The organism is Janibacter cremeus (assembly GCF_029395675.1).
Taxonomy (GTDB): Bacteria; Actinomycetota; Actinomycetes; order Actinomycetales; family Dermatophilaceae; genus Janibacter; species Janibacter cremeus_A.
The window spans coordinates 2166077-2185635 of record NZ_CP115184.1 but is presented as its reverse complement, the minus strand read 5'-3'; the positions used below and the strand labels follow the sequence as shown (position 1 = coordinate 2185635).

Sequence of the window (19559 nt, the reverse complement as noted above, 5' to 3'; positions counted from 1 at the left end):
TCATCGGGCGGCCCGCGGGCCACCACCCGGGTGCGTTGGGTGGTCGTTCAGTCAACACGGCGCTCGCCCGGGTCATACCCCCGCGCGATGAGGGCATCCCCCAGCTCCTCGGCGACACGCGCCGACCGCACGACAACAGGAACCCCGAGTGCGGTGATCGACCACCCGCGCCCGCGCGCCCGCCGCGCCTGCTGGGCGGTCTCGACGGTCGCCATGAGCAGCGGCACGCTGCGCACGGCCAGGGCGATGGTCATGCCGATGACCTCGGTGTTGACGCCGAGCCGTCGCAGCGGGGAGAGCCCGCGCTGCAGGGTGGCGAGCATCTCGCTCACCCGGGTGGTCAACGACACGGTCCACGCCAGCAGCACGAGGGAGAGCAGCCGCCCGACCGTCACGGTCGCGGCGCCCGGACCCTGCTGCCACCACATGATCGCGGCGAGCACGACCGCGGCGATGCCGACGAAGCGCAGCGGCTTGGCCAGTGCGCGCAGCCGCACCCCGGTCGACAGCAGTGCGAGCAACGAGGCCGCGAGCAGCCCGAGCGCGACCCACGGCGAGGAGATGAGCAGCGCCCCGATCGTGACGACGACGAGCGCGAGGACCTTCACCCCGGCGGGCAGCCGGTGCGCCCACGAGTCACCGGAGCGGTAGACACCGACGAGGTTCACGCCATCATCCGCTCGTAGTGCCCGATCACCTCGGCCGGTGCCCCGTCCGCAGCGATCACCCCGTCGGCGATCAGCAGCACCCGGTCGAAGTTCTCGAGCAGCTCCAGGTGGTGGGTGACCAGCACCAGCTGTTGGCGCAGCGCGGCGAAGCGCTCCCGGGCCGCGCGCTGGTTGCGCAGGTCGAGCAGGGTCGTCGGCTCGTCGGCGACGATGATCTCCGGGTCGACGAGCAGCACCGCGGCCAGCGCCAACTGCTGCTGCTGACCCGAGGAGAGCAGATGGCAGGGGTGGTCGGCGTGGTCGGTTAGACCCGCGTCGGCCAGTGCCGTCTCGACCTTCGCCTCGCGCTCGGCGCGGGGCAGTCCCCGCACCGAGAACGCGAGGTCCTCACGCACCGTCGGCATGACGATCTGCGAGGTCGCGTCGGGGAAGAGGAAACCCACGGCGCGGCGGGCCCCCTTCGGATCCTGCGCCACGTCCCGGCCCGACAGGAGCACCCGACCACGGGTCGGCCGCACGAGCGCGTTGATCGTGCGGGCGAGGCTCGACTTGCCCGAGCCGTTCGCTCCGATGACGCCGACCCGTCGCTCGGTGAGTTCGGCATCGATCCCACGCAACACCGTGCGGTCCCCGAGGTCGAGGTGGACCTCCTCGAATCGGATGCTCATCGGCGCAGGATCGGCTCGGGCCCGACTCAGCGGCGGCGCAGGTCGGGCAGCGCGCGCAGGGCACCGGCGGCGACGATCGCTGCGAGGACGTTCTTGACCACGTCACCGACGAGGAAGGGCAGCACGGCCGCACCGAGCGCCGCGCCCAGGCCCATCCCGGTCACCGCCATCAACCACGCGGTGCCGAGGACGTAGAGCACCGGCATCCCCGCGATCCCGGCGAGCACGAGCCGCAGCACCGAGACCTCGCGGCGCACGGCCCACGTCGCGAGGGCCCCGACGACGAGCGCCGTCGGGACGAAGCCGACGAGGAAGCCACCGGTCGGGCCGGCGAAGACCCCGAGCCCACCGACGTACCCCGCGGCGACGGGCAGGCCGATCGCGATGAGCGCCAGGTAGGTCAGCACGGTCAGCGCACCCCGACGCGCACCGAGGACCATCGCGGCGAGCGCGACGGCGAAGGTCTGCAGCGTGATCGGCACCGGACCGATGTCGATCGCGGGAAAGAGCGTCAGCGCGACGATGAGCGCCGCGAAGACCGCGACGTAGGCGATCTCCTTGACGGCGGAGTCGCTGTGGGTCTGCGGCGCGGCGCTCACGCGTTGTCCTGCTGGACGATGTCGACGAGCCTCGGCGCCAGGCCGATGTAGGTCTGCGGGGTCATCGCCGCGAGCCGCTCCTCCACCTCGGCCGGCAGCCCGAGGCCGCGGACGAAGTCCACGAGCTCCGGCTGGCCGATGCGCCGACCGCGGGTGAGCTCCTTCAGCCGCTCGTAGGGCTCGTCCATCCCCTCGACGCCCTGGGCCCCGAGCGCCCGCATCACCGACTGGATCGGCTCGCCGAGCACCTCCCAGTTGGCGTCGAGGTCGGCGGCCATCGCCTCCGGCACGGCGTCCAGGCCGGCGAGCCCGCGGCTGGCGTTGTCCAGGGCGAGCAGCGAGTGGCCCAGGGCGGTGCCGATGTTGCGCTGCATCGAGCTGTCGGTGAGGTCGCGCTGCAGGCGGGACTGCACGAGCGTCGTCGCGAGCACATCGAGCAGGGCGTTGCTCACCTCGAGGTTGGCCTCGGCGTTCTCGAAGCGGATCGGGTTGACCTTGTGCGGCATCGTGCTCGAGCCGACCGTGCCCTGCCCGCGCACCTGGGCGAAGTAGCCCATCGAGATGTAGCTCCACATGTCGGTGCAGAGGTTGTGCAGCACGCGGTTGAATCGGGCGATGTCGGCGTAGACCTCGGCCTGCCAGTCGTGCGACTCGATCTGCGTGGTCAGCGGGTTCCACGTCAGGCCCAGGTGGGTGACGAAGGCGTGCGAGATCTGCGGCCAGTCCGCCTCCGGGACGGCCGCGAGGTGGGCGCCGTAGGTGCCGGTCGCGCCGTTGAGCTTGCCGAGGTATTCCGCGCCGCGGATGCGGCGCAGCTGGCGCTGCAGGCGGTGCGCCAGCACGGCCAGTTCCTTGCCCATCGTCGTCGGCGTCGCCGGCTGCCCGTGGGTGTGCGCGAGCAGCGGCACCTCGCGCAGCTCGTCGGCCATGGCGGCCAGGGCGGCGACCAGCTCCTCGGCGCGCGGCAGCCACACTCGCGTCACGGCGCCCTGGACCATGAGGGCATAGGAGAGGTTGTTGATGTCCTCGCTGGTGCAGCAGAAGTGGATCAACTCGGCCAGGCCGCTGTCCTGGGCATCCGGCACGATCCGGGAGAGGCGCTGCTTGAGGAAGTACTCGACGGCCTTGACGTCGTGCTGCGTGACCTTCTCGGTCGCGGCCATCTCGGCGATGTCCTCGGGGCCGAAGTCCTCGACCACCTGCCGCAGCGCGGCCTGCTCGTCCCCGGTCAGGGCGCGCACGCCCGGGACGACCTGGTGGGTCGTCAGGTGGATCAGCCACTCGACCTCGACGTGCACGCGCATCCGGTTCAGCGCCGGCTCGCTCAGGTGGTCGATGAGCGGGGCGACGGCGGGCCGGTAGCGGCCGTCGAGCGCACCGAGGGCGATCTGGGGGGTGGCGTCAGCGAGGCTCTGCATGCGCACATCTTCCCATCAGGCGAAGGGGGACCCCCGCCCGGTCGGGCGCGGCACCGCGTCGCGGTGGTCAGCTCGAGGTCGTGGAGGACTCCGGGTCGACCGGCGGGGTGGGCAGCGGCGGCTGGTCGGCGTAGGTCCTGACGACCGTGCTCGTCATGCGGTGCAGCTCCGGCATGGTCCGCGGCCGGTCGAGGGTCGCCGTCGCCTCGGCGTAGAGCGTGCGGCCGTTGTCGAAGGTGACGTAGAGCCGCGTCTTGCGGGTCGGGTCGACGTCGGAGTCGCTGCGCACGGCGGTGACGCCCTCCTCGATCTCGACCGCCTCGCTCGACTCGCTCACGTCCTGCACCAGGTCCTGGTCGTCGGAGGACTCAGGCACGTCGAGGTAGCGCCACTGGACCATCAGGGCTCCCTCGGGGCTTGAGCTGACGACGCGGCAGCCGTCATCGGTGGCCTCGACCGTCCCGGGCTCACCGTCGGTCGTCCATCGGTCGACGACCTTCTGCGGGATCAGGTTGCAGTTGATCGCGTAGGGGTCGGGCGTCGCCGGGTCGGTCGGGGTGGTCGAGGTCGGCGACGAGGAGGTCGAGCTGCTGGTCGACGAGGAAGAGCTGGTCTCGGAGGGGGAGCTCGACGAGGGACCCCCGTTGGCGTCACCGCCGCACGCGGTGAGGGCCAGTGCCGCGGACGCGATCAGCGCGCTTGCGGCAGTGGCGGTCCGGCGGCGTGGCATGCGAGCGAGGCTACCCGCCCCGTCTGACACGAAACTGGGCGCCCGCTGGACGTGGCGCGTCGCGCGCGAGCGCTCAGTCGCGCGACGCGAGCTGCTCACGGACGAAGTCGACGACGCCGTCGGCGGCCGCGACGACCTCGGCGTAGGTGCGGTCGAAGGAGGCGTCGTCGCCGTACCACGGGTCGTCGATCGACAGGGCGTGCCCCTTGGGCCTCGTGGGGTCGAAGGACCGGATCATCCGGATCTTCGACTGGGCCTCGGGCACGGCCGCGAGCCGGCGCAGCACCGAGTAGTGCTCGTGGTCGGCGGCCAGGACGAGGTCGACATCGGTGAAGGAGCGCCGGTCGAAGACGCGGGCGCGGTGGCCCGAGTAGTCGCCGGTGTGCCCGTGCCGCTCCAGCGCGTCGATCGTGCGCGGGTCGGCCGGGTTGCCCTCCTCCCACGAGGTCGTCCCGGCCGAGTCGATGACGACCTGGTCGGACAGACCGGCCTCCTCGAAGCGCTCCCGCAGCACGAACTCGGCCATCGGCGAGCGGCAGATGTTGCCCGTGCACACCACCGTGATCCGATACGTCATGAGGACATCGTCGCCCACGAGGCCGGGGAGAACCACTCGGGGGTCGTCTCCTCGGTCGATGCGTCCGCGCGTCGCCCGGCGCTCGCCGATACATCGACCCGGCGGTCCTCGGGGCCTCTCACAGGCCGACGGCGCGGCGCAGCTCCGCGCCGGTCCAGCGGCGGCGGTCGGGACCGGCCGCCTCGGCCTCGCGGACGAGCTCGACGACCCGGGCGCACACCGGGGCGGTGGTGCCGTGGGTCTCGGCCAGCGCGACGACCGCGCCCTGCATCTCGTCGATCTCGGTGGGGCGCCCCGCGGCCAGGTCGTCGGCCATCGACGAGCGGGCCTCCGGCGCGACCTTGAGGGATGCCCGCGAGAGCCCGGCGAAGACCGGGTTCGGGGCGCGCAGCAGCGTGGGCACGAGGGCCGGTGGCAGCGGTGTCATCCCCGCCGGGCTCACGCCGAGCCGCTTGGCGAGGAAGAGGGCCTCCTCCTGGCAGGCGGCGAGCACGGTGCGGCAGTCGCGGTCGCGCAGCTGGACCGCCAGCGGCTCACCGGTGAGGGCGTTGACGGCGTTGTTGAGGTTGAGCAGGAGCTTGCCGAAGAGGACGCCACGCATGTCCGGCTCGACCTCGATCTGCAGGCCGGCGCCGTGGGCCGCCCGGATGAAGGGGTCGATGCGCGGGTGGTCCTTGACCTTCATCCGCCCGCTGACCGTCTGCGCCCAGTGGGTCTCGCCGACGCGCACGACGTTGAAGGGGACCATCCCCGACAGCGCGAGCGGACGGGAGGCTCGGCTGGGGAAGGCCGAGCCGAGTGCCTCGTCGATCATCGATGCGGCGCGCAGGCCATTCTGGAAGGAGACGACCACCGAGTCGTGGTCGAGGTACGGCGCGATCTGCCGGGTGGCCCGGAGGGTGCCGCTGCTCTTGGTGGTCATCAGCACGTAGTCGGTGTCGACGACGGCGCTGGCCTCGGTCGCCAGGGTCACGCGCTCGGGCGGCACGGTGCGGCTGCGGCCCTTGAGGTCGCTGACCGTCAGGCCCTGCTGCTCGATGGCGTCGATGATCGGGGCGCGACCGATGAGGGTGACGTCGCTGGAGGAGGCGAGCCAGCCCCCGAGATGACAGCCGATGCTGCCGGCTCCCATGATCGCGACACGCGTGCGGCGCACCGCCTCACCCCCTCCTGACGCCTCGGTGGTCCTCCGCCCGATCGTATCCACGTCGCAGCCTGTGTCGGGCCCCCCTCCGCCCTCCACCTGCACACGTAGCGGATGAGGGGCGACGGGAGGTCTAGACCGGCACCCTCTCCTCGGCCGGTGCCGCGCTCGTGCGCCGGGTCAGCGCCTCGCCCTCGACGTCGACATCGGGCAGCAGACGGTCGAGCCAGCGCGGCATCGCCCAGGCCCGGTCACCCAGCAGGTACATCAGCGCCGGGATGAGCACCATGCGCACGACGAAGGCGTCGAGCAGGACGGCGGTCGCCAGCGCGAAGCCCATCGACTTGATGAGGTTGTCCGGCTGCAGCACGAAGGCGGCGAAGACCGAGATCATGATCACCGCGGCCGCCGTGACGACCCGGGCCCCGTGGCGGAAGCCGTCGACGACCGCTTCGTGGGCGCTGTCCCCGTGGACGTACGCCTCACGCATCCGGGTGACGAGGAAGACCTGGTAGTCCATCGCCAGGCCGAAGACGATCCCGATCATCAGGATCGGCAGGAAGCTGATCAGCGGGGCCCCGTCGACGAGGCCGAAGAGGCCCTCCTGGAAGACGAGCACGGTCGCCCCGAGCGTCGCCAGCGTCGACAGGACGAAGCCCAGCGTCGCGGTGAGCGGCACGAGGACCGAGCGGAAGACGAGCATCAGCAGCACGAAGGCCAGCCCGACGACGACCGCGAGGTAGGGGACGAGCGCGTCCTGGAGCTTCTCCGAGACGTCCACCTGGATCGCGTTGAGGCCGGTGACGCCGATCGTCGTGCCGGTCGCCTCCTCGAACTGCGGGACCCGGTCGCGCACCTCGTGCAGCAGCTCCTCGGTGGCGGGGTCGCTCGCCGAGGTGGTGGGGGTGACGAGCACCTGCCCGCCCTGCCCGGACTCGTTGACGCCGACGACCTGGGCGTTGGCCACGCCGTCGAGCGCGCCGAGCTCGGCCGCGACCTCGCCGAAGGCGGCGCCGGCCGCACGCGGGTCCTCGACCTCACGGGCATCGACGACGACCGCCATGCGGGCCTCCTGGCCCTCGCCGAAGTGCTCGGCGATGAGGTCGCCCGCCTCGCGCTGGGAGGTGCCCTCCGCGGCGGTCGAGTCGGTCGGCAGGGCGAGGCTGAGGTCCTTGGCCGGGATGGCCAGGGCGCCGAGGGCGAGGACCGTGACGAGCACGGCCACGACCGGGTGGGCGCCGATGGCGCGGGCCCAGCGGGTGCCGCCGTTGTCGGTGGTGGCGCCCTCCTCGACGATCCGGTCCTTGCGGATCTGCCCGGCGAAGGCGCGCCCGCCCAGCGCGCCGAGGATCGCCGGCAGCAGGGTCAGCGCGACGAGCACGGCGACGAGGACGGTGCCCGCGGCCGCCAGGCCCATGGCGGTGAGGAAGGGGATATTGACGACGGCGAGCGCGGCGAGCGCGATGATCACCGTCAGGCCGGCGAAGACGACGGCCGATCCCGCACGGCCGACCGCCAGACCCATCGCGTGCTCGCGGTCGCCCGTCTCCCGCAGCTCGGTGCGGTAGCGGGAGAGGATGAAGAGCGCGTAGTCGATGCCGACGGCCAGGCCGAGCATCGTGGCCAGGATCGGGGTGGTGGTCGACAGGTCGAAGAAGGCGGTCGCGCCGACGACGCCGAGCGCGCCGGTGCCGACACCGACGAGCGCGGTGAGGATCGGCAGGCCGGCGGCGACGAGCGAGCCGAAGGTCAGCACGAGCACCAGCAGCGCCACGCCGATCCCGATGAGCTCACTCGTGACACCCATCTCGGGCATGCCCTGGAGGCCGGACCCGGTGGCGGCGGCCTCGAGCCCGGCGTCGCGGGCGTCCTCGACGGCCGCGTGGACGGCGTCCTTGGTGGCCGGCTCGACGTCGGTGACCGACTTCGCGTCGAAGGTCCACTGGATCAGGCCGGCCCGTCCGTCCTCGGACAGCGGGGAGACGACCGCGGCGTTGGCCTCGGCGACCTCCTTCGGCGTGCCGTTCTCCTGCGCCGCCGCGAGGTACTGCTGGGTCACGCCCTGGTCCGCGGCGACGGGGTTGACGAACTGCTCCGGGTCGCCCGCCTGCGGCACCTGGCGCAGCTCGGTGAGGAGGTTCTCCACGGCCTTGGCGTTGGCCGGGTCGGAGAGCCGCTCGCCCTCCGGGGCGGCCACGACGACGGTGCCCGCGGGGGTCGTCAGCGGGTCGTCGGCGCCGGGGAAGAGCTCCTGCTGCAGCTCCATGGCCTGCTCGGAGGGGATCCCCGGGATGGTGAAGGAGTCGGACATCGGCTTGGCAATCGTCGTGGCGACGCCGCCGATGGCGACGAGGACGAGGAGCCAACCGACGAGGAAGGCGGGCCAGCGCCGGTGCGCGAGCCGCCCGAGCCGGTAGAGGGCGTGGGCCATGGTGGGTGCCTTTCGGGGCGTGTGGGTGGTGGCCACGTCGTCGGGGCCGGAGGAGGACGAAGGGGGTCAGCCGGGCTGCGTGGAGCGGCGCGCGGTGGTGCCGGGCCGGCCCGCGGGGGAGAGGACCTCCCGGGCGAGGGCGAGGTTGTGGTGGGTGCGCTCGCGCAGGCTGCCGGCGCCGGGGTCCTCGATGAGGCCCTCGACGGCCAGGCCGACGACGGCGGCGGTGACGGACAGGGTGATGCGGGCCTGCTCCTCGCTGACGCCGTCGCGGGCGGCGAGGTGGGTGACGAGCGAGTCGCGCAGCTCGTCGAGGTGGTCCTGGACCCGCACGAGCAGCTCGGGGTTGCGGCGCACGACGTCCTGGAGGCGCTGCCAGTCCTCGGCCGTCGCGTCGTCGCCGCCGAGGCAGTCGATGATCGTCGCGACGAGGTCCTCGACGAGGTCGCCGGTCGGGCCGCCGGCGCGCAGGACGCCGACCTGCTCCTCGGTGATCTCGGGGAGGACGCCGAGGACGGCCTCCTCCTTCGAGGAGACGTGGTTGAAGAGGGTGCGGCGCGAGCACCCCACCGCGGCAGCGAGGTCCTCGACGGTAAAGCCGGAGTAGCCGCGCTTGACGGCCAGGCGCTGGGCGGCGGCGATGATCGTCTGCCGACGCCCCAGGGTTGCACTATTCGCCATGGAGTGCATTCTGCACTATCTCGCCGATGGTGCAAAATCGTCTGCGGCAGACAACCCGAAGGGCCGCCGTCCGCGGTGGACGACGGCCCTTCGGTCAAGCGGTGCGGTGCGTCAGGCGACGGGGGCGGGGGCGAGGCGGCCGACGAGGGCCCGCAGCTCGGCGAGGGCCTCGGCGTCGACCAGCGTGCCGTCGACGAAGGCCTCGTGGGAGGTCCCCACCCCGAAGGTGTCCTCGACGACGTCGGCGCCGGCGCCCTGGAGGGCGCGCACGGCGTCGGTGCGGGCCCACTTCGCGGCGTACGGGGAGCCGGAGGCCGCGAGCACGATGGTGCGCTTGCCGGTGACGCAGGCCTGGCCGTAGGGGCGTGAGGCCCAGTCGATGGCGTTCTTCATGACGCTCGAGAGGGTGCCGTTGTACTCCGGCGTCACGGCGATCAGTGCGTCGGCGTCCGCGATGGCGCCGCGCAGCTCCTCGGCGACGGCCGGGGCGCGACCCTCGGCGTCCAGGTCCTCGGAGTAGTGCGGCAGCTCGGCGACGCGGTCGAAGACCCGGGCGGTGCTGCCCTCGGGGAGCTGGGCGATCGCGTTCTGGGCGAGCTGGCGGTTCGTGGAGTCGGCGCGGAGGCTGCCGACGAGGACGATGACGTTCATACGAGGCTCCCTTGTGGGGTGGTCAGTGAAGATGAAGGTTCAACAAAAATAGTAGCAAGTTCAACCATCTGACCGAACGCCGGGGTGCTGGGGTGATTCCGTCCGCGCGGCTGAGCAGGGGGAAGGGGGGGCTTCCCCCCTTCGCCCCGCGTGCGTCGGGGCTTGTGCCCTACCTCATGTCACGGGATGCATCCCACCACACGAGGTAGGGCACAAGTATGCAGAACTGGTCTGCCTCAGGCCCGCGTGATCGTCCCGGACGTCTCCCCGTGCTTCTTGCACTGGGCGACCCAGCCCTCCCCGGTCTCGTTCACCGTCAGGCGGCGCCGGCAGGTCGGGCAGTACTGCGGCGGACCCTGCTCGAGGCGCTGGCGGCAGAGCACGTGGCTCTTCTTCGATGCCGACTCACCGCAGTGGCCGCAGTAGGTGATGGTGCGGACCGGAGGGATCGCGCCGAGCGTGTCGGGGTCGCTCCAGCCGGAGTCGCCGGCAGCGGGCAGGTCGCTCATCACAGGCTCACGTCCAGGGACGAGTGCGTCATCTGCAGGTCATCAAGCACAGCGTGGTCCTCCTCGGGGCAAGCCCGTGTGTGGCGAGGGCGTTGTCGACGATCACGGCAGGGGTCCACCGAGCCGGTCGTCCTTCGCGCCGGGGCCGCCGAGCGTGAGCCCGGTAACACACCGGCGTAGCGAGGATAGTGCGCGACGAGGGGATTGCGAACCGTGCCCCTGCCCCCGCTCGCCCCCGACCGTGGGCGCGGGTCACGCAACGGTCACAGTCTGCGGCGACACGCAACAAGGGCGGGGGAGAGGGCGTCCGGGGTCAGGAGACTGCACGCGGACGAGGACGAGGGGTACGAGGACACATGACGATGCGGACCAGCAGGGCGGCGGCAGCGCTCGCGACGGCAGCGCTGCTCGCGGGGTGCGGCGCGCAGGGGGCGCCGGAGGCACGCGACCCCGAGCCGACGAGCTCGACGAGCACGTCCCCGAGCGAGCAGACGACGAGGAGCTCGTCGTCGTCCACCAGCTCGTCGTCCACCACCACGAGCTCCTCCACGCAGCCCTCCACGCGCACCACGACCACCTCACCCGAGCCGACGGCCCCACCGACGCCGACGCCCACGACGCCGACGCCCACGACGCCGACGCCCACGACGCCGACGCCCACGACGTCGGAGCCGAGCACCACGACACCCACCGCCGAGCCGACGCCCACCCAAGAGCCGTCGACCCCGCCACCGAGCCCCGAGCCGACCCCCACGCCGGAGCCGACGCCGGAGCCCACGCCCGAGGAGACCACCCTGCGCCCCGGCGACTCCGGTCCCGCGGTGCTCGAGCTGCAGCGGCAGCTGTCCTCCCTCGGGTACTGGCTGGGGACCCCCGACGGTGGCTACGGGCACCTGACGACCCAGGCCGTCATGGCGTTGCAGGGCTCCGCCGGCCTGGGCCGCGACGGCCTCGCCGGGCCGCGCACGCTGTCCGCGCTCGAGCGAGGCGTGCGGCCGCCCGTCCACGGTGGACCCGCCAACCGCATCGAGGTGGACCTCGCCCGCCAGGTGCTGCTCGTCGTCCGCGGCGGCGCCGTGAAGTACGTCCTGCACACGAGCACCGGCTCGGGGGAGCGGTACATCTCCTCGCAGGGCACACCTGCCATCGCGACCACGCGGCCCGGGACGTTCTCGGTCTTCCGCTTCGTCGACGGGTGGGACGAGGCCAAGCTGGGCACGCTCTACCGGCCGCGCTACTTCAACCGGGGCATCGCCGTCCACGGCCTCGGGTCGGTCCCGGGCTACCCCGCCTCGCACGGGTGCGCGCGCGTGAGCAATCCGGCCATGGACCTGATCTGGTCGCAGGACCTCATGCCCCTCGGGACCACCGTCGTCGTGCACTGACCCGCCGCTGCTCGGGGTCACCCAGGGATGCGTGCTTCGGCATGGCTGGTCCTCCCTTCGCTCGTCGTGGTCACGATGCGGTCCATCCGCTCCAGACCGACGCCGTGGTGGGTCACCATGACCACCGAGCGGTCGCCCGCGTGCTCGAGCAGGTCGGTGATGACCGCCGTGGCGGTCGGGTGGTCGAGGTGGGCGACCGGCTCGTCGAGCAGGATGACCGGCCGACCGCTGGCGATGGCGCGGGCGATCGACAGCCTCGTCCGCTCGCCCCCGGAGACGCCGGTGCCGCCGGCGCCCAGCCGGGTGTCGAGGCCGTCGGGGAGGTCGTCGAGCCACCCACCGAGACCTGCCCGGCGAAGGGCGGAGACCAGCTGCGCGTCGTCGGCCTCGGGGGCGGCGAGGGCCAGGTTGGCGCGGAGGCTGCCCGCGAGGACGTGCGGCTCGTCGTCGACGAGGGCGAAGAGTGCCCGCACGTCCTCCAACGGGGCCTTCGTGACGTCGGTGCCGTCGACCGTGTAGCTGCCCGCCGTCGGGTCGAGGTGGCGGGCGAGGACCGCCAGGAGGGTGGACTTGCCGCTGCCGTTCGGCCCGGTGATCGCGATCCGCTCGCCGGGGCCGATGGTGAGGTCGAGCGGCCCGATGTCGGTGCGCCCGGGGTGCCAGCCCGCGGTGAGCCCGCTCAGCCGCAGCCGCGGGATCCCTTCCACGCGAAGGGGGTCCGCCCCGGCCGGGTCGGTCACGGCCGGGACCCGGTTGCGCAGGTCGTCGAGGCGCTCCGCGCAGGCGCGGGCCCGGGCGAGCGCACGGGTGGCGTCGGTGAGGACACCGAGCGTCTCGCCGACGGCGACGGGGGCGAGGACGAGGAGGGCGCGGACCGGGTCGCTCGCCGTCGAGGTGGCGGCGAAGGCCGCGCTCGCCAGGGTCGCCGCCCCGGTGATCACGAGCACGGCGGCGGCGCTGAGCGAGCGGCCGCGGGACTGACGGGCAACGCTGTCGCGCAACGCCTCGTGCGCGGTGCGCAACCACCCGGTGGCGGTGTCGGTGCCGCCGATGGAGCGCAGCTCGTCGGCGTGGTCGGTGGTCAGCTGGGCCACCCGGGCGACCTCGGCGCGGGCTGCGAGGACCCGTGCCTGGGAGCGTGCCTCGAGGCGGTCGGCGAGGACGGCGACGCCGGCCGTGGCCAGGAGCATCGCCGCGAGCGTCAGACCGACCCGGGCGTCGACGAGCACGGTGAGCACCGCCGCCCCGACCCCCGCGAGCAGGGCGGACAGCGCCGGGACCGTGACGCGCACGGACGCCTCGACGACGTCGGTCAGGTCGTCGACCACGCCGGTGAGGACGTCGGCGCGGCCGCGCGAGCCGAGCCGGGCGGGGGTGAGCGGGACGAGATCGGCATAGGTGCGGGTACGCGCCTCGGCGAGGTCGGCCAGGGCGGCGTCATGGCTGCGCAGCCGCTCCCAGTACCGGAAGACCGGCCGCGCCAGGCCGAAGGTGCGCACCGCGACGATCGCCGTGAGCAGCAGCATGATCTGCGGGCCCTCGTCGGCGCGCACGATGAGCCACCCGGAGGTGGTCGTGAGCGCGATGCCGGAGGCGGTCGCGACCCCGCCGAGGAGGCCGGCGACGAGCAGCCCGGGCGTGAGGCGAAGGGGGCGGATCACCGGGACACCACCGCCTCACCGGGCGCGTCGGTCGCCACCGCACCGAGGTCGATGTGCTGGTCCGCGCGGCTGACCAGCTCGGGCTGGTGGCTGACGGCGATGACCGTGCGGGTACGGGCGAGCTCGGTGATCACGGCACCGAGCACGGCGGTGGAGTCGGGGTCGACGTGGGCGGTGGGTTCGTCGAGCAGCACGACGGGCGCGGTCGACAGCAGCGCACGGGCGAGGACGAGACGGGAGCGTTGCCCTGCCGACAGGCCGAAGCCGTCATCCCCGATGGTGGTGTCGAGCCCCTCCGGCAGGGCGGCGACGGCACCGTCCATGCCGACCGTGCGCAGCGCCTGCCACAGGGCCTGGTTGGTCTGCGGGCCACCGATGGTGAGGTTCGCGCGGATGGTCCCCGCGCCGAGGAAGGGCCGCTGGGTCACCAGGTGCACCTGCGGCGTGACGACCGTGCCGCGGTCCGGGGCGCGCGTGCCGGTGATGACCTCGAGCAGGGTGGTCTTGCCGCACCCGGACGGCCCGGTGACCACGGTCAGACCGGGTCCGGTGGCGGTGAGGTCGACGTCGCCGAGCACCCGGCGCCCGGCGCCGGGGTGGGCGTATCCGACCCCGACCAGCCGCACCTCCCCATGGTCGTGCGCACCAACCCGCGTGTCCGCAGGGAGGTGTGGCCTCCCTTCGCCCGCCTCGAGCTCGGCGAGGATCGTCGACAGGGCCGCCGATCCGTCCGCGGCGGAGTGGAACTCGGTACCCACCCGCCGGATCGGCCAGAACGCCTCCGGCGCAAGGAGGATCGCGGTCAGCGCGACGAGCAGCTCCATCGAGCCGGTGGTCAGGCGCAGCCCGACGACGACGGCCACGATCGCCACCGAGATCGTCGCGAGCAGCTCCAGCGCGGCCGCGGAGAGGAAGGCCAGCCGCAGCGTGCGCATCGTCGCCCGCCGGTGCCGCTGGCTGACGGCGCTGATCGTCGTGACCTGACGCGTCGCCCGGCCGTAGCTGACGAGGGTGGGCAGGCCGCGCATCACGTCGAGGAAGTGCCCGGAGAGGTCGCTCAGCGCGTGCCACCTGCGGTCGGTGTCCTCCTGCGTCGTCGCCCCGATGAGCGCGGCGAAGAGCGGCAGCAGCGGCACGGTGAGGATGACCACCACGGCGCTCGGCCAGTCGACGAGCAGCAGGCAGCCGATGGCGAGTGCCGGCACGACCGCGGCCGCGATGAGTGCCGGCAGGTACTTCGCGATGTAGGGCTCGACGGCGCTCGTGCCCTGCGTCGCCAGGGTCAGCGCCCGATCACGGGGTGGCCGCTCCTCGACCGTGCGCCGCGACCACGCGTCGAGGAGCTGGTCGCGCAGCTGCGTGGCGACGAGCGCCCCTGCAGCAGCGGCGATCCGCTCCGACAGCGCCCCGAGCACGGCACGGACCGCGAAGAGCCCCCCGGTCCACACGAGCGGCCCCACGAGCGGCTCGCCACGGACGACCGCCACCACCAGGTGCGCGAGGGCGAACGCCGTGGCGATCGTCGCCACACCCTGGGCGACGCCGATGGCACCCAGCGCTGCGATCGGTGCGCGGGTGGCCGGTGCGACGCGGAGGACCCGGGGGTCGAAGGGCCTCACCCCACCATCTCCTCCGTGCGGGTGTCCGGGCGGGCCATGTGGTCGACCGAGAGCCGACGCCGGAAGATCCAATAGCTCCAGACGGTGTACCCGAGCATGATCGGCGTGAAGACCAGCGCCGCCCAGGTCATGATCGTCAGCGTCATCGACGAGCTTGCCGCCGCCTCGAGCGTGAGCGCCGGGCCGGCGTCGCGACCGTTGATGGCATTGGGCGAGAGCATGAGGAAGTACCCGACGACGACCATCGCGATCGTCGTGGAGGAGCCGACGAAGGCGAGGCGCTCCGCCCCCTTCGTGTTGGCCGCGATCGCCACGACGAGCGCGACGACGGCGACGCCCGCGGCCACCCACGAGGCCACGGTGCCGCGGTCGGCGCCGAGGACGAGGAGCAGCACGACCGAGAGCGCGGCCGCCACGGCCCCCGCGAGCCTGGCGAGGGTGCGCGACTCCTGCCGCAGCGGACCGCTGGTCTTCAGCGCGACGAAGTGGGCGCCGTGGGTCAGGCACAGCGCGGTCAGGGCGAGCCCACCGAGCAGCGTGACCGGGGTGAAGAGGTCGAGGACCGACCCGGAGAACTCGGTGTACGCCGTTGTGCCGGAGAGGTGCTCGCTCATCGGCATCCCGACGACGAGGTTGGTCAGCGCCACGCCGACGACGAAGGGGGCGATGACCGACCCGCCGACGATCGCCACGTCCCATCGGCGCACCCACGCGGCATCGGTGCGCTTGTGCCGGTACTCCAGCCCCATGTTGCGCAGGATGAGCGTCACGAGCAGGAGCAGCAGCGGCAGGTACATCCCCGAGAACATCGTCGCGTACCAGTGCGGGAAGGCGGCGAAGGTCGCCCCGCCCGCGGTGAGCAGCCAGACCTCGTTGCCGTCCCAGTGGGGGCCGATCGTGGTCAGCAGGGTGCGGCGGCGGTCCTCGCTGCTCGTGGACCGCTGGCCGGGGACCGCGGGTGCGGACCCGGGGCCCCGGTCACGTGCGAGGAGGGGCAGCAGCATGCCGACACCGAAGTCGAAGCCCTCGAGCACGAGGTAGCCGGTCCACAGGACGGCGATGAGGACGAACCAGATGAGGACGAGGTCCATGGCGAGACTCCTGGATCAGTAGGTGAAGGCGAGCGGCTCGTCGTCCGTGACGAGGCGGGGTTCCTCGAAGGGCTCGGCGCCGCGGCGGATGTACTCGAGCAGGAGGCGGACCTCGACGACGGCCAGTGCCCCGTAGAGCAGGGTGAAGACCCCCATCGAGATCCACACGTCGGTGGACCCGACGGACGGGGAGACCGCGGTGTGGGTGGCCATCTCGCCGAAGACGACCCACGGCTGGCGCCCGATCTCGGTGAAGATCCAGCCGAAGCTGTGGCCGAGGATGGTCGCGATCGGCGCGAGGACCATGAGCGGCCCCACCCAGCGCTGCATCGGGGCCCGGTCCTTGCGGGTGGCCCACAGCACCCACGCGCCGACGGCCATGGCGAAGAAGCCGGCGCCCATCATCAGGCGGAAGTTCCAGTAGGTCATCGCGATCGGGGGGATGTAGGTGTCGGCCCGGGTCAGCTCGCTGTCGCCGAAGGAGGCGCGGTACTCGTTCTCCAGCTCGACCATGCCCTGCACCTGGCCGTCCCAGCTGCCGGTGCCGAGGTAGGACAGCAGGCAGGGGATCTCGAGAACGTGCGTCGGGTCCTCCCCGCCGAGGCCGGCGACGGTCAGCACGGAGAAGGGGGCGCACTCACCCTCCGGAGGGGTCTCGTACAGGGCCTCCGCGGCCGCCATCTTCATCGGCTGCACCTCGGTCATGACCTTGCCCTGCACGTCACCGCTGATGGTGACGCCGAGGCCGGCGACGAGGGTGACGACCGCGCCGAGCCGGGCCGCGTGGCGGTACATCCTGCGATCGGCGAGCGCGCCCCCCTTCGCCTGACGGAGCTTGTGCACGCCGACGCCCATGACGAGGGCGCCGCCGACCATGTAGCAGGCGGTGATCACGTGGGGGAAGGCGACGAGCTGCACGGGGCTGGTCAGCATCGCGAGGAAGTCGGCCATCTCGGCACGGCCGGTGTCCGGGTTGATCCGGTAGCCGACGGGGTTCTGCATGAAGGAGTTGGCCGCGAGGATGAAGTAGGCCGACAGGACGGTGCCGATGTGCACGATCCACATCGTCGCCGCGTGCAGCCGCTCGGGGATCCGGCCCCAGCCGAAGATCCACAGGCCCAGGAAGGTCGACTCGAGGAAGAAGGCGAGCAGCGCCTCCAGGGCGAGCGGGGCGCCGAAGATGTCGCCGACGAAGCGGCTGTAGGTCGACCAGTTCATGCCGAACTGGAACTCCTGGACGATGCCGGTGACGAGTCCCAGGGCGAAGTTGATCGTGAAGAGCTTGCCGAGGAACTTCGCCATCCGCAGGTGCTCCTCGTTGCGGGTGCGGATCCACCGCGAGTGGTACCAGGCGACGATCGCGGACAGTCCGATGGTGACCGGCACGAAGAAGAAGTGGTAGACGGTGGTGATCGCGAACTGCCACCGAGCTAGTTCGAGCACGTCCATCGGCATCTCCTACGGCTCTTAGTACGACAAGATGTAAGAGATACTACGCGGGTGGTCGGGAGCCGTGTCACGGAGGGCTGCTCACCGTCCGCGAACCCCGCTCAACGACCACGAACCCCGCTGCGCGCGCAGCGGGGTTCGTGCACGAGGAGTCCTCGCCGGCGTGGGTCAGCCGCCGAGGAAGTCGCTCAGGCCGGAGCCCCTGCTCCCCGAGGACTGCTGGTGCCCGCCGTCGGCCACCGACTCCGCCGGCTGGACGAGGACGTAGCCCTCGCCGCCGAAGGCCATCTGCAGCATCTCCCCGGTGCCGCCGCGGATCATCGACTTCAGGCCACCCGTGTCGACCTTGATGTCCATCCGCACGCCGGCCGTCCACATCACGACCACCTGCGCATCGGCGAAGGTCGGGGCACCGGAGACGTCGAGGGCGACCGGGTCCCCCTTCGTCGTGATCGCCACGTAGCCGGTGCCGCGGAGGGTGACGTTGTACAGGCCGCCGGTCATCGCCGCACCGCGGGCCTGGATGCGGTGGATGTCCCAGTCGATCGACGCGGAGAAGGCCATGATGTTGTTGCCGTTGACCGAGATCATGTCGTTCTCGAGGTACATCACCTGGATCTCGCTCGCCGAGTCGGCGAGGAAGAGCTCGCCCTGCCCCGAGCAGGTCATCATGTCGACGCCCTCGCCGGTGACGGCCTTCTTGATGAACTTGTCCAGGCCTCCCGAGCCCTTGTTCGCGAAGCGGACGTCCCCCTGGTAGGCGACCATCGAGCCGCTCTTCGCCATGACGGGGCCGTGCCCCATCTGGACCTTGAGCATCTTCTTGTTCTGCAGCGAGAACTGGTCGGAGGTCGCTTCCTCCTTGAACTCCTGGAACAGCGTGCCGTGGATGGGCATGGTGGATCCTCTCTGGTTCATGACATCCCCCCGTGGGTGCCTGCCGATCACTGTATGGCCGACGACCCTGCCCGGGCCATGGGCACTTGCCCGGCGAATCAGCCGGCCACGAGCACCGACAGCACCGGTGGGGTCGTCGGCGCGGCGACGCAGAAGAGGTAGAGGGCGAGGGTCTGCCACGGCGCCGGCTCGTCGCTCAGGAGGAGGCGGATCCTCGTCGCCGCCGCACCGGCTCCGGCGGAGATGCCCGTGGGGACCTGCTCGCCCGCCGCCTCGGCGAGGGAGAGGATCGCCCGCGCGAGCGAGACCTCGCCGACCTCCTGCCACGCGGCCCGGTCGGCGATGATCTCGATGAGCAGGGCCACCTCCGTCAGCGCGGCGTCCGTGCGCATGAAGCGCGGCGTCGCGGTGTGCAGCACCGTGAAGAACTCGAGGACCAGGTCGTGCCGCTCGCGCAGGTGCGCCTCCTCGTGGGCGACGACCGCGGCCAGCTGGTCACTGGGCAGGGCGGTGAGCGCGTCGGTGATGACCAGTCGCGAGCGGGCGCCCGGGACGCAGTAGGCGGCCACCTGCTCGGACTTCAGGACCCGGGTGTGCTCGCCCTCGTGGCGGCCGACGAGGTCGACGAGCTGCCGGTGCTCGTCCCGCGCCGTCCGGATCCGACGGTCCACGTCGTGGGTGCGCACGAGCAGGTGGATGAGGACGCCGAGGGAGGCGATGGTGGCCAGGGCGGTCACGACACCACCCGGCACCGGGGGCAGTGGTCGTGGCCGCAGCCACGCGATCGGCCCCGCGCCGAGCAGGCAGAGCACCGCGGACAGCGAGAGGGCCTGCCACAGGATGAGCGCCGCACGCGGGCTGCGGCGCAGCCGTTCGGCCCGCACGAGCACGTGCGGGACGGCGATGAGTGCTGCCGCGCAGAGCAGCAACAGTGCAGCGATCACACAGTGGAGTCTGCCGCATCCCCATCAGCGGCGACGGCGCGGGCGATCCCCCTTCGCCTCCACCTCGGCCATCGCGGCCCGCACGGCGTCCAGGTCGTCGGCGCTCGCCTCGGAGAGGAAGTGCAGGATCGCGGCCTGCCGGTCCTCGCCGCTCAGATCGTCCAGCGGGCCGCGCATGGCCTGCGCGGTCATCGACTCGCGGGTGGCCGCCGCACGGTAGCGCCAGGCGCGACCATCGCGCTCGCGGGTCGTCACGCCCTTGGTCTCGAGGCGGGAGAGGACGGTCATGACGGTCGTGTACGCGAGGTCGCGGGCCGTGAGGCGGTCGAGGACCTCCCGCACGGTCAGCGCCCCGCCGTCGGTCCACAGCACGTCCATGATCGCCTGCTCGAGGTCACCCAGTATCGCGTTCTTGGGCATGTCCGGCTCCTTCCCGA

The 19559-nt window shown here is 72.2% G+C and carries 20 protein-coding genes; 1 reads left to right on the top strand and 19 read right to left on the bottom strand.

All coding sequences use genetic code 11. The annotated features are described in order from the left end of the window. Positions 1 to 47: 47 nt before the first annotated feature. From O9K63_RS10265 to O9K63_RS10210, 12 genes are all read right to left on the bottom strand, one after another. Entirely contained in the window at positions 48 to 668 is a 621-nt protein-coding gene (locus O9K63_RS10265; RefSeq protein ID WP_277237586.1) for an energy-coupling factor transporter transmembrane component T family protein, read from the bottom strand. Further along, on the bottom strand, positions 665 to 1336 hold the full coding sequence (locus O9K63_RS10260; protein WP_277237585.1) for an energy-coupling factor ABC transporter ATP-binding protein: 672 nt from the start codon (positions 1334 to 1336) through the stop codon (positions 665 to 667). The genes O9K63_RS10265 and O9K63_RS10260 overlap by 4 nt, the downstream gene beginning before the upstream one ends. A 26-nt stretch (positions 1337 to 1362) precedes the next feature. Next, entirely contained in the window at positions 1363 to 1935 is a 573-nt protein-coding gene (locus O9K63_RS10255) for a biotin transporter BioY (RefSeq protein ID WP_277237584.1), read from the bottom strand. Then, positions 1932 to 3353: an adenylosuccinate lyase gene (gene purB, locus O9K63_RS10250; protein WP_277237583.1), complete on the bottom strand. Its 1422-nt coding sequence runs from the start codon at positions 3351 to 3353 to the stop codon at positions 1932 to 1934. Before purB ends, O9K63_RS10255 begins: the two co-directional genes overlap by 4 nt. Before the next feature lie 67 nt (positions 3354 to 3420). Then, positions 3421 to 4083: a hypothetical protein gene (locus O9K63_RS10245; protein WP_277237582.1), complete on the bottom strand. Its 663-nt coding sequence runs from the start codon at positions 4081 to 4083 to the stop codon at positions 3421 to 3423. Positions 4084 to 4156: 73 nt separating this feature from the next. After that, complete coding sequence (locus tag O9K63_RS10240; RefSeq protein WP_277237581.1) at positions 4157 to 4660, bottom strand: low molecular weight protein-tyrosine-phosphatase; 504 nt, start codon at positions 4658 to 4660, stop codon at positions 4157 to 4159. A gap of 118 nt (positions 4661 to 4778) precedes the next feature. Then, the gene (locus O9K63_RS10235; RefSeq protein WP_277237580.1) at positions 4779 to 5816 is read right to left on the bottom strand and encodes a 2-dehydropantoate 2-reductase; all 1038 of its coding nucleotides are present in this window, start codon (positions 5814 to 5816) and stop codon (positions 4779 to 4781) included. Positions 5817 to 5937: 121 nt separating this feature from the next. Beyond that, the gene (locus tag O9K63_RS10230) at positions 5938 to 8235 is read right to left on the bottom strand and encodes an MMPL family transporter (RefSeq protein WP_277237579.1); all 2298 of its coding nucleotides are present in this window, start codon (positions 8233 to 8235) and stop codon (positions 5938 to 5940) included. Positions 8236 to 8301: 66 nt separating this feature from the next. Continuing rightward, on the bottom strand, positions 8302 to 8916 hold the full coding sequence (locus O9K63_RS10225) for a TetR/AcrR family transcriptional regulator (protein WP_277237578.1): 615 nt from the start codon (positions 8914 to 8916) through the stop codon (positions 8302 to 8304). 111 nt (positions 8917 to 9027) lie between these two features. Then, complete coding sequence (locus O9K63_RS10220) at positions 9028 to 9567, bottom strand: NADPH-dependent FMN reductase (RefSeq protein WP_277237577.1); 540 nt, start codon at positions 9565 to 9567, stop codon at positions 9028 to 9030. A gap of 236 nt (positions 9568 to 9803) precedes the next feature. Continuing rightward, positions 9804 to 10076, bottom strand: a complete 273-nt coding sequence (locus tag O9K63_RS10215; protein ID WP_277237576.1) for a hypothetical protein — start codon at positions 10074 to 10076, stop codon at positions 9804 to 9806. Between the two features lie 313 nt (positions 10077 to 10389). Continuing rightward, complete coding sequence (locus O9K63_RS10210; protein ID WP_277237575.1) at positions 10390 to 10854, bottom strand: hypothetical protein; 465 nt, start codon at positions 10852 to 10854, stop codon at positions 10390 to 10392. 43 nt (positions 10855 to 10897) lie between these two features. Between O9K63_RS10210 and O9K63_RS10205 the strand changes: the two genes are divergently transcribed. Next, positions 10898 to 11461 (top strand): L,D-transpeptidase family protein, encoded by a 564-nt coding sequence (locus O9K63_RS10205; protein ID WP_277237574.1) that lies wholly within the window; start codon positions 10898 to 10900, stop codon positions 11459 to 11461. Positions 11462 to 11478: 17 nt separating this feature from the next. Here O9K63_RS10205 and cydC read toward each other — a convergent pair whose 3' ends face one another. From cydC to O9K63_RS10170, 7 genes are all read right to left on the bottom strand, one after another. Further along, complete coding sequence (cydC, locus tag O9K63_RS10200; RefSeq protein WP_277237573.1) at positions 11479 to 13122, bottom strand: thiol reductant ABC exporter subunit CydC; 1644 nt, start codon at positions 13120 to 13122, stop codon at positions 11479 to 11481. Then, positions 13119 to 14741 (bottom strand): thiol reductant ABC exporter subunit CydD, encoded by a 1623-nt coding sequence (gene cydD, locus O9K63_RS10195; RefSeq protein ID WP_277237572.1) that lies wholly within the window; start codon positions 14739 to 14741, stop codon positions 13119 to 13121. The genes cydC and cydD overlap by 4 nt, the downstream gene beginning before the upstream one ends. Then, complete coding sequence (cydB, locus tag O9K63_RS10190) at positions 14738 to 15832, bottom strand: cytochrome d ubiquinol oxidase subunit II (RefSeq protein WP_277237571.1); 1095 nt, start codon at positions 15830 to 15832, stop codon at positions 14738 to 14740. The genes cydD and cydB overlap by 4 nt, the downstream gene beginning before the upstream one ends. A gap of 15 nt (positions 15833 to 15847) precedes the next feature. Beyond that, on the bottom strand, positions 15848 to 17281 hold the full coding sequence (locus O9K63_RS10185; protein WP_277237569.1) for a cytochrome ubiquinol oxidase subunit I: 1434 nt from the start codon (positions 17279 to 17281) through the stop codon (positions 15848 to 15850). Between the two features lie 168 nt (positions 17282 to 17449). Beyond that, positions 17450 to 18178, bottom strand: coding sequence for an AIM24 family protein (locus O9K63_RS10180; protein WP_277237567.1), 729 nt, complete (start codon positions 18176 to 18178; stop codon positions 17450 to 17452). 98 nt (positions 18179 to 18276) lie between these two features. Beyond that, a complete protein-coding gene (locus tag O9K63_RS10175; protein ID WP_277237566.1) occupies positions 18277 to 19122 on the bottom strand; it encodes a M56 family metallopeptidase in 846 nt (281 codons plus the stop codon). Positions 19123 to 19146: 24 nt separating this feature from the next. Continuing rightward, on the bottom strand, positions 19147 to 19542 hold the full coding sequence (locus O9K63_RS10170) for a BlaI/MecI/CopY family transcriptional regulator (RefSeq protein ID WP_277237564.1): 396 nt from the start codon (positions 19540 to 19542) through the stop codon (positions 19147 to 19149). Between the last annotated feature and the right edge of the window lie 17 nt (positions 19543 to 19559).